General features: G+C 63.9%; 13 protein-coding genes. 7 read left to right on the top strand and 6 right to left on the bottom strand.

The window, feature by feature from the left end; translation table 11 throughout:
• The first annotated feature begins 108 nt into the window (after positions 1–108).
• From IE224_RS08445 to IE224_RS08430, 4 genes are all read left to right on the top strand, one after another.
• A complete protein-coding gene (locus IE224_RS08445; protein ID WP_191309410.1) occupies positions 109–1,485 on the top strand; it encodes a GntP family permease in 1,377 nt (458 codons plus the stop codon).
• Positions 1,482–1,991: a gluconokinase gene (locus IE224_RS08440; protein WP_191309408.1), complete on the top strand. Its 510-nt coding sequence runs from the start codon at positions 1,482–1,484 to the stop codon at positions 1,989–1,991. The genes IE224_RS08445 and IE224_RS08440 overlap by 4 nt, the downstream gene beginning before the upstream one ends.
• Positions 1,992–2,112: 121 nt before the next feature.
• Positions 2,113–2,364 carry a hypothetical protein gene (locus tag IE224_RS08435; protein WP_167622453.1) on the top strand — a complete coding sequence of 84 codons (252 nt, stop codon included), beginning with the start codon at positions 2,113–2,115 and terminating at the stop codon, positions 2,362–2,364.
• Between the two features lie 85 nt (positions 2,365–2,449).
• Positions 2,450–3,331, top strand: coding sequence for a LysR family transcriptional regulator (locus IE224_RS08430; protein ID WP_191309406.1), 882 nt, complete (start codon positions 2,450–2,452; stop codon positions 3,329–3,331).
• A 45-nt stretch (positions 3,332–3,376) separates the two neighbouring features.
• On the opposite strand, the gene glnA is transcribed toward IE224_RS08430, so the two are convergent.
• Positions 3,377–4,783, bottom strand: coding sequence for a type I glutamate--ammonia ligase (gene glnA, locus IE224_RS08425; RefSeq protein WP_167622455.1), 1,407 nt, complete (start codon positions 4,781–4,783; stop codon positions 3,377–3,379).
• 79 nt (positions 4,784–4,862) lie between these two features.
• Positions 4,863–5,201, bottom strand: coding sequence for a P-II family nitrogen regulator (locus IE224_RS08420; RefSeq protein WP_103171477.1), 339 nt, complete (start codon positions 5,199–5,201; stop codon positions 4,863–4,865).
• 154 nt (positions 5,202–5,355) lie between these two features.
• On the opposite strand from IE224_RS08420, the gene IE224_RS08415 reads away from it, so the two are divergent.
• Positions 5,356–6,963 carry an NAD(P)H-hydrate dehydratase gene (locus IE224_RS08415; protein ID WP_191309404.1) on the top strand — a complete coding sequence of 536 codons (1,608 nt, stop codon included), beginning with the start codon at positions 5,356–5,358 and terminating at the stop codon, positions 6,961–6,963.
• Here IE224_RS08415 and nrdF read toward each other — a convergent pair.
• The 4 genes from nrdF to nrdH form a co-directional block, all read right to left on the bottom strand.
• Entirely contained in the window at positions 6,960–7,916 is a 957-nt protein-coding gene (gene nrdF, locus IE224_RS08410; protein ID WP_370528909.1) for a class 1b ribonucleoside-diphosphate reductase subunit beta, read from the bottom strand. The two genes, IE224_RS08415 and nrdF, sit on opposite strands and share 4 nt — an antisense overlap.
• An 87-nt stretch (positions 7,917–8,003) precedes the next feature.
• Complete coding sequence (nrdE, locus tag IE224_RS08405) at positions 8,004–10,127, bottom strand: class 1b ribonucleoside-diphosphate reductase subunit alpha (RefSeq protein WP_191309402.1); 2,124 nt, start codon at positions 10,125–10,127, stop codon at positions 8,004–8,006.
• Positions 10,112–10,555: a class Ib ribonucleoside-diphosphate reductase assembly flavoprotein NrdI gene (nrdI, locus tag IE224_RS08400; RefSeq protein WP_191309400.1), complete on the bottom strand. Its 444-nt coding sequence runs from the start codon at positions 10,553–10,555 to the stop codon at positions 10,112–10,114. The genes nrdE and nrdI overlap by 16 nt, the downstream gene beginning before the upstream one ends.
• 6 nt (positions 10,556–10,561) lie before the next feature.
• Positions 10,562–10,783 (bottom strand): glutaredoxin-like protein NrdH, encoded by a 222-nt coding sequence (gene nrdH / locus IE224_RS08395; RefSeq protein WP_167622460.1) that lies wholly within the window; start codon positions 10,781–10,783, stop codon positions 10,562–10,564.
• A 466-nt stretch (positions 10,784–11,249) separates the two neighbouring features.
• Here nrdH and IE224_RS08390 point away from each other — a divergent pair, with 466 nt between their 5' ends.
• Both IE224_RS08390 and IE224_RS08385 read left to right on the top strand, forming a co-directional pair.
• Entirely contained in the window at positions 11,250–12,482 is a 1,233-nt protein-coding gene (locus tag IE224_RS08390; RefSeq protein WP_167623462.1) for an aromatic ring-hydroxylating oxygenase subunit alpha, read from the top strand.
• Between the two features lie 7 nt (positions 12,483–12,489).
• Complete coding sequence (locus IE224_RS08385) at positions 12,490–13,581, top strand: FAD-binding oxidoreductase (RefSeq protein ID WP_191309398.1); 1,092 nt, start codon at positions 12,490–12,492, stop codon at positions 13,579–13,581.
• The last annotated feature ends 72 nt before the right edge of the window (positions 13,582–13,653 follow it).

Here is a 13,653-nt window from a genome sequence, read left to right as displayed (position 1 = left end):
GCTTATGGCTGCACAACTTCGCTGCTTTCTGGCAATAGTGGCTTACGCAGTCACCATTATCCTTGTAAGGGCGCGCCTTGATTGCGCTAACGCCTTCAGGAGGTTTTCATGACGCCCATCGAGCCCGTCTACGGGACAGTCACCCTGCTGGTCATCGCCGCCCTGGCGATCCTTCTGCTGCTGTTCCTGATCATGCGGCTGAAGATGCACGCCTTCATCGCCCTGGTGCTGGTCAGCCTTGCCACCGCCCTCGTGTCGGGGATCCCGCTGAACGAGGTGATGAACGTGCTGCTGCAAGGGTTCGGCAGCACGCTGGCCTCGGTCGCGCTGCTGGTCGGTTTCGGCGCGATGATCGGCCGCCTGCTCGAGGTGACGGGCGGGGCGCAGGTGCTGGCCGACCGGCTGATCGCCGGGTTCGGAGAGAAACGCGCGCCCTTGGCGCTTGGCGTCACCTCGTTGCTGTTCGGCTTTCCGATCTTCTTTGACGCGGGCCTTGTGGTGATGCTGCCGATCATCTTCAGCGTCGCGCTGCGCTTTGGCGGATCGGTCCTGCTTTACGCCCTACCTTCGGCGGGGGCATTCGCGGTGATGCACGCCTTTGTGCCTCCCCATCCCGGGCCGGTCGCGGCGGGCGACCTGCTGGGGGCGGATATCGGGCTTTTGCTGATCGTCGGCCTGATCGTCACGGTCCCGACCTGGTATCTGGGCAGCTATCTGTTCGGGCTTTGGGCGGGCAAGCGCTTCGTGATCCCGGTTCCCGAACTGCTGGGGGCCGACACCTCGGGCAAGACGGTTGGGCCCGTGCCCAGCTTCGGCCAGGTCATGCTGGTCCTGCTGATGCCCTTGGCGCTGATCTTCCTGAACACCGGGCTGAACACCTTGGCCACCATCGGCATCGTCGACGGAGAAGCCGGCTGGGTGACCGCGATGCGCCTGCTGGGCCAGACGCCCGTCGCGCTGCTGATCACCCTGCTGGTCGCGATGTCGATCCTGGGCCGCGGCCGGACGCGCAGCGAGATCGAGAAGATCGTGGACCGCGCCTTGGGTCCGATCTGCGCGATCATCCTGGTCACCGGCGCGGGGGGCATGTTCGGCGGCGTCTTGCGCGCCAGCGGCATGGGCCAGGCCCTTGCGGGCAGCCTGGAGGCCGTGGGCCTGCCGCTGATCGTCGCCGCGTTCGTCATCTCGACCGCGCTGCGGGTGGCCCAAGGGTCGGCTACGGTTGCGCTGACCACCACGGCGAGCCTGATCGCGCCAACGGTGGCTGCCACGACGGGGCTTTCGGAACTGGACCGCTGCTTCCTGGTCATTGCCATCGCAGGCGGGGCGACCGTTCTCAGCCACTTCAACGACTCGGGCTTCTGGCTGGTGGGTCGGTTCCTGAACATGGACGAAAAGACCACGCTGAAGACCTGGACCGTGATGGAGACGCTGCTGGGCAGCATCGGCTTCGGCTTTGCCCTGATCGGATGGTGGCTGCTATGACCGCCCCGCAACATATCGTCGTGATGGGCGTGTCGGGCAGCGGCAAGACCACCACCGGCACCGCCCTGGCTGACCTGATGGGCTGGCCCTTCATCGAAGGCGACAGCTTCCACCCGGCCGCGAACCTGCGCAAGATGGCGGAAGGGATCCCCCTGGACGACAACGACCGCGCGCCTTGGCTGCAGGCCTTGGCCGACCAGATCGCGGCGGCCGAGGCGCGGGGCGAATGCCTTGTGATGGGTTGTTCGGCCCTGAAGCGGTCCTATCGCGACATCCTGCGCAGCGGCGGGTCGCGGGTCCGCTTTCTGCATATCCACGGCACCCGCGATCTGCTGGCGGAACGGCTGAACCACAGGGCGGGACACTTCTTCCCGCCGAAGCTGCTGGATTCGCAACTGACCACGCTGGAACCTCTGGGGCCGGACGAGGATGGCGCGATCGTGGAACTGGCCCTTCCGGTGCAGGATCAAGTGCAGGCGGCGGTGCGAATGCTGGGGCTGAGATGACGAAACCCCTGGCGATTGTGCAGGATCATCGAACACTGAAGACATCGATCCTGGTCTAATGGCGGCGAAATCAGGGGCTTATATCCTCTGTCATAGAAACGACAGATGAATGAGACACATCATGAAACGCATCGCAACCGTCATGACCGCTCTGATCCTCGCCACCGGCGCAGCCCAGGCCGCCAGCTATAATACGGGTAATCCCGACGCCGATATGCCGACCGCTCCGGTCGTTGCCGCCAACACCGTCACCGTGAAGGCTTCGGACGTGATGACCGCCAAGGAACGGGAGCGCGCCCATGTCGCGGCCGACGCCGACCTGACCGTCAGCGACTTCTCGGCCCCTGGCCCGCGTTCGACCTACGTCCGCTAAGGCGCGCCGTTTCACTGCAGGAAATCTTGGCCGCCCCTGATCGGGGCGGTTTTCCTTTGTCCAAGGCCAGGGCATTGTGGCGCGCATGGATATCAGCGTTCTTCGCACCTTTGTCAGCGTCATCGACGAGGGCAGCTTTTCGGGCGCAGCACTGCGCATGGGGATTTCCCGCAGCCTGTGCAGCAAGCATGTCGCCGATCTGGAGGCTGACCTGGGCGTCAGGCTGCTGACCCGCACGACCAGAAAGGTCACCCCCACCGCCACGGGCCTGTCCTATTGCCAGGCCCTGCGCGACGTGCTGACCCGGCTGGACGAGGCGACCGAGGCAGTCAAGGCGACCTCGGCAAGCCTGTCCGGCTCGCTCAAGATCGGCAGCCCGATCTTCTATACGCTGAAGGTTCTGCAGCCGCATCTTCTGGACTTCATGGAGCGCTATCGAGACGTGCAGTTGCAGATCGTGCTGGACGATGGTGCCAGCGACATCGTCGGCGACGGCTTCGACGCGGTGATCCGCATCGGCAACCTCAAGGATTCGACGCTGCATGCGCGGCGACTGCACGCGGTCAGGATCATGCTGGTGGCCGCGCCCGACTACCTGTCGCGGAACGGGCGGCCGGAAAAGCCCGCCGACCTGTTGCGCCACGACTGCCTGCACTACACCAACCTGCCCGGCAACCTGACCTGGCCGCTGCGCCGGGGCAGCCGCACCATCCGCCAGCCGGTGCGGCCGATCTTCTTCAGCAACAATACCGAGATGCTGCATTCCATGGCGCTGAACGGCAAGGGGCTGGCGCTTCTGCCCGAATTCGTCGTGCGCGACGGGATCGCCGCCAGCCAGTTGGAAGTCGTGATGTGCGAATATGCCCTGCCCGACCTGCCGGTGAACCTGGTTTATCCGTCCGGCAAGCTGATGACAGGGGCGATGCGCAGCTTTCTGGATTTTGCCACCAAGCTGCGGCTGGATTGAAAAAGGCGCCCCGGGGGGCGCCTTTCCGGTCCGTGTCCCGCAGCCTCAGCAGCTGTAATACATCGCGTATTCAATCGGGTGGGGCGTATGCTCGTAGGCATAAACCTCTTCCCATTTCAGCTTGATATAGGCTTCCAGCTGGTCGCGGGTGAAGACATCGCCCTGCAGAAGGAAGTCCATGTCCTTCTCCAGCTCCTCGAGCGCCTCGCGCAAGCTGCCGCAGACGGTCGGGATTTCGGCCAGTTCCTCGGGGGGCAGGTCGTACAGGTCCTTGTCCGACGCGGGGCCGGGATCGATCCGGTTCTTGATCCCGTCCAGGCCCGCCATCAGCAGGGCCGCGAAGGCCAGATAGGGGTTGGCCGCCGGATCGGGGAAGCGGGCCTCGACGCGCTTGGCCTTCGGCGATTCGGTCCACGGAATGCGGACGCAGCCCGACCGGTTGCGCGCGGAATAGGCGCGCAGAACCGGCGCCTCGAAGCCCGGGATCAGCCGCTTGTAGCTGTTGGTGGACGGGTTGGTCAGGGCGTTCAGCGCCTTGGCGTGCTTCAGGATGCCGCCGATGAAATACAGCGCCTCCTGGCTCAGGTCGGCATATTTGTCACCGGCAAACAGCGGCTTGCCGTCCTTCCAGATCGACATGTTGACGTGCATCCCCGACCCGTTGTCGCCCTTCATGGGCTTGGGCATGAAGGTTACCGTCTTGCCATAGGCATGGGCGACGTTGTGGATGACGTATTTGTATTTCTGGATGTTGTCGGCCTGCTCGGTCAGCCCGCCGAAAATCAGTCCCAGTTCGTGCTGGCCCGACGCGACCTCGTGGTGGTGCTTGTCCACCTTCATGCCCATCCGCTTCATGGTGGACAGCATCTCGCCGCGGATGTCCTGGCCCGCGTCGATCGGGTTGACCGGGAAGTAGCCGCCCTTGTGGGCCGCGCGATGACCCTGGTTGCCCATCTCGTATTCGGTGTCGGTGTTCCAGGCCGCATCGACGGAATCGATCTGGTAGGACACCTTCTGGGGCGTGACCTGATAGCGCACGTCGTCGAAGATGAAGAACTCGGCCTCAGGGCCGCAGTAGAAGGCGTCACCGATGCCGGTGGACTTCAGATATGCCTCGGCCTTCACGGCGGTGCCGCGCGGGTCGCGTGCGTAAGCCTCGCCCGTGTCCGGCTCGACCACGTTGCAATGCACGCACAGCGTCTTTTCCGCATAGAACGGATCCAGATAGGCCGACGAGGGGTCCGGCATCAGTTTCATGTCGGATTGGTCGATCGACTTCCAGCCCGCGATCGAGCTGCCGTCGAACATGAAGCCTTCCTCGAAGAAGTCCTCGTCGATCAGATCGACATCCAGCGTCACATGCTGAAGCTTGCCCTTGGGATCGGTGAAGCGGACGTCCACATAGGCGACCTCCTCGTCCTTCAGAAGCTTCAAAACGTCATTGACCGTCATCTCTTCCCTTTCTGCGTAGATGCGGCCCGGCTGGTTCGCCGGGCGCGATAATCCTGTTGGGATGTTGTTCTTCTTGTGCTCAGACCGCGTCGTCGCCGGTTTCACCGGTGCGGATACGGATTGCCTGCTCGACAGGCGAAACGAAAATCTTGCCGTCGCCGATCTTCTCGGTCCGGGCGGCGCTGACGATGGCGTCGATGGCGGCCTCGACCTGGTCGTCGGGCAGCACCATCTCGATCTTCACCTTGGGCAGGAAATCGACCACGTATTCCGCGCCGCGATAAAGCTCGGTATGGCCCTTCTGGCGGCCAAAGCCCTTGACCTCGGTGACGGAAAGACCTTGCACGCCCACTTCCTGAAGCGCCTCCTTCACATCGTCCAGCTTGAACGGCTTGATGATCGCTTCGACCTTCTTCATCGCAATGATCCTTCCTCGCGGCTTGCCTGAAGCCTGATTGGCGGGTTTCATGGCACGGGTAAACGGGCGACGGCGCCATTTGCGACAGCAATCAGATGCCCTGCGGGATTGTGCCTGTTTTTTGTGCGACAAGATCAATAAAAAGGCAGAGGCCATGCTGACCGGCACCGAAGTCCTGACCACCGCCCAAATGCGCGCCATCGAATCCGCCGCCATGGCCAGCGGACAGGTGACGGGACTGGAACTGATGGAGCGCGCGGGCCGCGCCGTGGCAGGCCATATCCGCCTGCGCTGGCCCAAAGCGGGGTGCGTCACTGTGCTGTGCGGTCCGGGCAACAACGGCGGCGACGGCTATGTGGTGGCACGGCTGCTGCACCGGGCGGGTTGGCGCGTGCGCGTGCTGGGCACCGAGAACATGCCTGGGCCGGACGCGGCCGAGATGAAGCAGCGGTGGGCCGAGATCGGGGGGATCGGCCCGCTGACCGAACGCGGGTTACAGGGCGGTCCTGAAAGCGATGTTTATGTCGATGCCATCTTCGGCACCGGCCTGACCCGTCCGCCCGAGGGAGAGATTGCCAGCATTCTCGCCCGGATCTTCGGACGGGGCGGAGATGGAGCCTATCATTGTAGTCGCGTGGTTGCCGTGGATTGCCCAAGCGGGCTCTGCATGGACAGCGGCAAGGCCCCTGCCCTTCCGCCGGGGCGCGGCACGTTTGATAGTCCTGCCCGGCTGACGGTGGCCTTTGACAGCCCCAAGCCCGGCCATCTGATCGGGCTTGGCCCGATGCTGTGCGGCGAGTTGATCGTGGCCGACATCGGATTGATACAGTGGAGAGAGCGCAATCTTGCCAGCCGGGGCCGGCGGCCCGTCAGACTGGAAGCGATCTGGCCAAGGTTCGACATTCCGGACGCAAGGCGGATCGAATTTTCGCTGACGGATCGACTTGGGAAACACCCATTTGCCAGCCAGCACAAATACAGCCACGGCCACGCCCTTGTTCTGGCCGGAGGCCCTGCCAAGGGTGGCGCCGCGCGCCTGTCCGCCCGCGCAGCATTGCGGATCGGGGCAGGCCTTGTGACCCTCGCCCCGCCCCAGGACGCCTTGCCCGAATACTCCAGCCCGCCCGATGCCCTAATGCGCCGCGCCCTCGATGATGGCGATGCCCTGCGCGGGGCATTGGACGACACCCGCATCAATGCTGCCTGCATCGGGCCTGGCTGCGGCATTGACCGTGCCGCAGCATTGCTGGCGGTCCTGCTGCCCACCGGGCGAGGCACGGTCCTGGACGCCGACGCCCTGACTGCCCTGTCGCAGGACCCTGGCCTGATGGCGGCCTTGCACGGCAGATGCATCCTGACGCCGCATGGCGGGGAATTTGCGCGACTGTTTCCCGACCTTGCCGAAAAGGTTGAGGCCACACCCTCGCAATGGCCCGCCTATTCCAAGCTCGACGCCGCGCGCGAGGCCGCCGCCCGCTGCGGCGCGGTGGTCCTGCTGAAAGGCCCCGACACGGTGATCGCCGCCCCCGACGGCCGCGCCCGCATCCATTCCGCCTTCGACATCCCCTGGCTTGCCACCGCGGGCGCGGGCGATGTGCTGGCGGGGATCATCACCGGCCTGCTGGCGCGTGGCTTTCAGCCGCTGGATGCCGCCAGCCTGGGCACGCTGATCCATGCCCAGGCTGCGCGCCTGTTTGGCCCCGGCCTGATCGCGGACGATCTGTCGGAGATGATCCCGCAGGTCTTGCGCGACCTAGCCTAGAAATCCCAGTCCTCGTCCTCGGTGGCGACCGCCTTGCCGATGACATAGGACGACCCCGATCCGCTGAAGAAGTCGTGGTTCTCGCTGTCGGGCGACAGCGCGGCCAGGATCGCCGGGTTCACCTCGCAGACCTGGGGCGGGAACAGCGCCTCGTATCCGAGGTTCTGCAAGGCTTTGTTGGCGTTGTAATGCAGGAAGGCCTTGACGTCCTCGGTCAGGCCGATGCCGTCGTAAAGTTCCGCGGTATAGCGCTGCTCGATGTCGTACAACTCGAACATCAGCGAGAAGGCGAAATCCTTCAACTCGGCCCGGCGTTCCTCGCTCTCGCGCTCAAGCGCCCGCTGGAACTTGTAGCCGATGTAATAGCCATGCACCGCCTCGTCGCGGATGATCAGGCGGATCAGGTCGGCGGTATTGGTCAGCTTGGCGCGGCTGGACCAGTACATCGGCAGGTAGAAACCCGAATAGAACAGGAAGCTTTCCAGGAAGACCGATGCGATCTTGCGCTTCAGCGGGTCGCTGCCCGCCTTGTATTCCTCAAGGATCAGCCGCGCCTTGGCTTGCAGATGCGGGTTCTCCTCGGCCCAGCGGAAGGCCTCGTCCACTTCCTTGGTCAGGCACAGGGTCGAGAAGATCGAGGAATAGGACCGCGCGTGCACCGCCTCCATGAAGGCGATGTTGGACAAAACCGCTTCCTCGTGCGGGGTGATCGCGTCGGGCATCATCGAGGGCGCACCCACGGTGTTCTGCACCGTGTCCAGCAGCGTCAGCCCGGTGAAGACGCGGATCGTCAACTCGCGCTCCGCCGGCCGCAGCGTCGCCCAGCTTTGCACGTCGTTCGACAGCGGCACCTTTTCCGGCAGCCAGAAGTTCACCGTCAGCCGGTTCCAGACCTCAAGGTCCTTCTCGTCGTCCAGCCGGTTCCAGTTGATCGCGCGGGCGGCCGTCTGCATCACATGATCCTTCATCGCGAAGAACCCCTTTCATCTTGGCAAAAATATCCTCGGGGGTCCGGGGGCAGACAGCCCCCGGCTTCGGCGTCACAAGGTGCAGGACACGCAGCCCTGGACCTCGGTCCCCTCCAGCGCGGTCTGGCGCAGGCGGATGTAGTAGATGGTCTTGATGCCCTTTTTCCAAGCATAGATCTGGGCGCGGTTGATGTCCCGCGTGGTTGCCTCGGCCGGGAAGAACAGCGTCAGGCTCAGGCCCTGGTCTACATGCTCGGTCGCGGCGGCATAGGTGTCTATGATCGCCTCGGGCCCGATCTCGTAGGCGTCGCGATAGTATTCCAGGTTCTCGTTCGACATGAAGGCGGCGGGGTAATAGACGCGGCCGATCTTGCCTTCCTTGCGGATCTCGATCTTGGACACGATCGGGTGGATCGAACTGGTCGAGTTGTTGATATAGCTGATCGACCCGGTGGGCGGCACTGCCTGCAGGTTGCGGTTGTACAGCCCGTGCTTCATCACGTCCGCTTTCAGCGCGGCCCAATCGTCCCGCGTGGGCAGGGCCACGTTCTCGAAGACGCGCGCCACGTCCGGCAGCACCGGCAGCCAGTCGCGGGTGGTGTATTTGTCGAAGAAGGTGCCGTCGGCATATTTCGACTTCTCGAAGTCTTTGAAGGTCCTGCCATGTTCCTGCGCCAGCAGGTTCGACGCGCGGATCGCGTGGAAGGCCACGGCGGCGAAATAGACGGATGTGAACTCGACCCCTTCCGGCGACCCGTAATGAATCCGCTCGCGCGCCAGGAAGCCGTGCAGGTTCATCTGGCCAAGGCCCACGGCATGGGCCTCGTCATTGCCGCGCCGGATGGATGGCACCGCGTCGATGGCCGACATTTCCGACACGGCGGTCAGGGCGCGGATCGCGGCCTCGATGGTGGCACCGAAGTCGGGGCCGTCCATGGTCGCCGCGATGTTCAGCGACCCGAGATTGCAGGAAATGTCAGTGCCCAGGTGCGAATAGCTCAGATCCTCGTTGAACTCGGAGGCCTCGTTCACCTGCAGGATCTCGCTGCACAGGTTCGACATGGCGATGCGGCCGTGCACGGGGTTCATCCGGTTCACCGTGTCCTCGAACATGATGTAGGGATAGCCGGATTCGAACTGGATTTCCGCGATGGTCTGGAAGAACTCTCGCGCGTTGATCTTCTTCTTCTTGATGCGCTTGTCGTCCACCATCTCGGCATATTTCTCGGTCACCGAGATGTCCGAGAAGGGCACCCCATAGACCTTCTGCACGTCATGGGGCGAGAACAGGTACATGTCGGCGTTCTTTTTCGCCAGTTCAAAGGTGATGTCGGGGATCACCACGCCAAGCGACAGGGTCTTGATGCGGATCTTCTCATCCGCGTTCTCGCGCTTGGTGTCCAGGAAGCGCATGATGTCGGGATGGTGGGCGTTCAGGTAGACCGCCCCCGCCCCCTGCCGCGCGCCAAGCTGGTTGGCATAGCTGAAGCTGTCTTCCAGCAGCTTCATCACCGGGATGACTCCGGACGACTGGTTCTCGATCCCCTTGATGGGCGCGCCGGCCTCGCGCAGGTTGGTCAGCATCAAGGCCACGCCGCCGCCGCGCTTGGACAGTTGCAGGGCCGAGTTGATGGACCGGCCGATCGATTCCATGTTGTCTTCAAGCCGCAGCAGGAAGCAGGAAATCAGCTCGCCCCGCGACTTCTTGCCGGCGTTCAGGAAGGTCGGCGTCGCGGGCTGGAAGCGGCCCGACAGCATCTCCTCCATGAAGCGCATCGCCAGCGCCTCGTCGCCCCTCGCCAGCGTCAGGGCGACCATGACCACGCGGTCCTCGTACCGTTCCAGGTAGCGCTGCCCGTCACGGGTCTTCAGCGTATAGCTGGTGTAGTACTTGAACGCGCCCAAGAAGGTCGGAAAGCGGAACTTGCGCTTGAAGGCGGCGTCCCAGATCGCCCGCTGGAAATTCTTGGAATACTGGTCCAGGACGTCGGGCTCGTAATAGCCTTCCTCGACAAGGTAATCCAGCTTCTCGTCCAGCGAATGGAAGAAGACGGTGTTCTGGTTCACGTGCTGCAGGAAATACTGCCGCGCGGCCATGCGGTCGGCATCGAACCGGATGCGCCCGTCGGCGTCATACAGGTTCAGCATCGCGTTCAGCGCGTGGTAATCGAGTTCAGGCTTCAGGCCGTCAAGCATTCCAACCCCCGGAATTGATGAAGGCCCGTGCGGACCTTTTGAATGTCGGTGTCCGTCCCCGCCAGCTCGAACCGCCACAGCACGGGGACCTTGCATTTCTCTGCGATGACGCGGCCCGCAAGGGCGAAGGTCGCGCCGAAATTGCGGTTTCCCGCGCCGATCACGCCGCGCAGGTGGCTGCGGCGGCGGGGATCGTTCAGGAAGTGGATCACCGCCTTGGGCACCGCGCCGCGCCCCTGCCCGTCCGCATAGGTCGGGCAGATCAGCACGAAGGGCACGTCCACAACAGGCATCGGATCCGTGGGCCGAATGGGAATTCGCAGCGCCGGAAGGCCCAGGCGCGCCACGAAGCGCGCCGTGTTCCCCGAGGCCGAGGAATAATAGACCAGCCCGCAAGGCGGCGCGTCGCCAGGCCCATCCCAGCCCATCGCGGATCAGCCCAGGCGGCCGATCATGTCGGGCCGGAAACCCGCCCAATGCGCGTCGCCGGCGATCACCACCGGGGCCTGGCGATAGCCAAGCGCGGTCACGCGTTCCATCGCCGCCGCATCCTCGGTCAGGTCGATCACGTCATAGGACAGGCCGCGCGCATCCAGGGCACGGGTCGTCGCGGTGCATTGCACACAGGCAGGTTTGGAATAAACGATGATGGTCATGCGCACTGCTCCTTTTGCATTGGGCACGCGAAGGCAGCAGCCGCAGGCCTGTTCCCGCGACCATACCGCCGGGTTTCGCTGCCCGGTGTCGTTTTCATGTCAGGGCCGATGGCGGCCAAGGTCGTTCTGCACAGACTGCCGCGCCGTTTTCCGGCTGCCAACGGCCTTCTTCTTGCGTGATCCGGTGGCCCTTCTAGCTGTTGCATATCGACAACCGCAAGGGGGCATCACCACATCATCTAGCCATATCTGCCAGCATCACGTCAACATGTTGACATGCGATTCGGTTTCTGACTTTGGCGAAAATCATGGTTGTTGCTTTTTCGGCACCAGGTGCCACAGCAGATTCCAGTGCGATCGCCGGCCATGTCTGAATCGCGCGACACAAGGTCGCAATTTGTCCAGCATGGCGTCGCAAACCGGCTAGTTTGCCCCCATAGCAGCCAGCACCTCCATGGGTCCAGACATGAATACGACCTCGACCGCCAGCCTGATCGCAGAACGCATCCCTGGCTTTTCCCTGCCCCGCGATCTGTATTGCGGCCAGCAGGCCTTCCAGGATGATCTGGAGCAAATCTGGTACCGCGAATGGCTGTTCGCGCTGCCGTCCTGCGAGATCCCGAAGACCGGCAACTTCGTCACCCTGAACGTCGGCGCCTATCCCGTGATCGTGGTGCGCAGCGGCGACGGGCGTGTCCGCGCCTTCCACAATGTCTGCCGCCATCGTGGGCAGCGGCTGTGCGCCAAGACCAACGGGTCCAACCCCAAGCTGGTCTGCCCCTATCACCAGTGGACCTATGACCTTGACGGCAAGCTTCTGTATGCCCGCGACATGGGCGAGGATTTCGACGCCAGCAAATACGGGCTGAAGCCGGTCCATTGCATCGACTTGGGCGGGATGGTCTTCATCTGCCTGGCCCAGATCCCGCCCGCGATCAACGAACTGGCTGCGAACCTGACGCGCTTCGTCCAGCCCTCGGGCATCGCGGACAGCAAGGTCGCCTTCTCCTCGACGATCATCGAGAAGGGCAACTGGAAGCTGGTGATGGAGAACAACCGCGAATGCTATCACTGCGGCGGCTCGCATCCTTCGCTGTGCCGGACCTATTCCGACGATCCGCTGATGACGGTGATGGAAGGCCCGAATTCGGCCTCGCCCGAGATCCTCGACCACTGGGCGCGCTGCGACGCGGCCAACCTGCCGTCGCGCTTCACCAACGCGCCCGACATGCAGTGGCGCATGGCCCGCGTGCCGCTGATGGACAACCAGGAAAGCTTCACCATGTCGGGCAAGGCCGCCGTGTCGCGGCGCATGGGGACCATCCCCTGGAACGACGCGGGCAGCCTGATGTTCTATCACTTCCCGTCGTCGTGGAACCACTTCCTGCCCGACCATGCCATCGTCTTCCGCATCCTGCCGATCAGCCCCACGGAAACCGAGGTCACGACCAAGTGGCTGGTCCACAAGGACGCGGTCGAGGGCGTGGACTACGACCTGCAGAAGCTGACCGAGGTCTGGCTTGCCACCAATGACGAGGACCGGCAGGTGGTCGAGGAAAACCAGAAGGGCATCCTTTCCCCCGCCTATCAGCCCGGCCCCTATTCGCCGACGCAGGAAGCGGGCGTCATCCACCTGATCGACTGGTATTGCGGGCTGATGAGCCGCCGCCTGTCGCCCAACGCGGTCGCGGCGGAGTAAGACACGCATGAAGAAGCCACGCCTGAACTGGGCCGCCGAGCCGTGGTCCGACGACGAGTTGCTGGAATGCACGATGGTGGTTCCCGAAACGCCGGACACCGCCACCTTCACCTTCCGGGCGCCGTCGGGGGCGTGGTTCGATTACCAGCCGGGGCAGTTCATCACGCTGGATCTGCCGGTCGATCCCGCAAGGGGCGCGGCGGGCAATGTCCAGCGGACCTATACGATCTCGTCCTCGCCCTCGCGGCCCTTGTCGATTTCCGTGACGGTGAAGGCGCAGCCTTTGTCGGTGGGCACGCGGTGGATGCTGCAGAACCTCAAGCCCGGCGTGCGGATCAAGGCCTTCGGGCCGTCGGGGATCTTCAGCTTCCACAAGCACCCGGCGCGGAAATACCTGTTCATCTCGGCCGGGTCGGGCATCACGCCGATGATGTCGATGACCACCTGGGCCTGGGATTCGGGCGAGGCATCCGATATCGTCTTCGTCCATGCCGCGCGGCGTCCATCCGACATCATCTTCCGCCACCGGCTAGAGCAGTTCGTGAACCGCACCACGAACCTGCAACTGCATTTCACGGTCGAGGAACCGGACACCTTCGGCGCGTGGTACGGCTATCGCGGCAGGCTCAGCCAGATCATGCTGGGCCTGATGGCCCCGGATTACCTTGAGCGCGAGGTCTTCTGCTGCGGGCCCGAGCCCTTCATGCAGGCCGTGCGCGACATGCTGGTGTCGCTGGGCTTCGACATGGACCACTACCACCAGGAAAGCTTCGGCGCGCCCATCAAGACCGAGGCCGACGCCCCCGTGATCGAGGACACGGTCCCCGAGGAAGGCGCCAAGGCGCAGATCACCTTTGCCGACAGCGGCGTCACCGCGCCCTGCGCGGAAACCGACACGGTCCTGGCGGTGGCAAAGCGGTCGGGGCTGAACATCCCGTCGGGCTGCACCTTCGGCCTGTGCGGCACCTGCAAGATCCGCAAGCTGTCCGGAGAGGTTCACATGGTCCACAACGGCGGCATCAGCGACGAGGATATCGACGAGGGCTTCATCCTCGCCTGCTGTTCGCATCCGCTGGGCAAGGTCGAGGTGGCGGTCTGAGGGCGGCTTCCGGACCGATCCCCAACGCCGCGGCAGCGCATCAGGTTCGACGGTCGGAGGATCTGCCGGGGC

Source organism: Paracoccus aerius (assembly GCF_014656455.1).
GTDB classification, from domain to species: domain Bacteria; phylum Pseudomonadota; class Alphaproteobacteria; order Rhodobacterales; family Rhodobacteraceae; genus Paracoccus; species Paracoccus aerius.
Note: the sequence above shows the minus strand (reverse complement) of the source record. Positions and strands in the feature narration are given on the sequence as shown.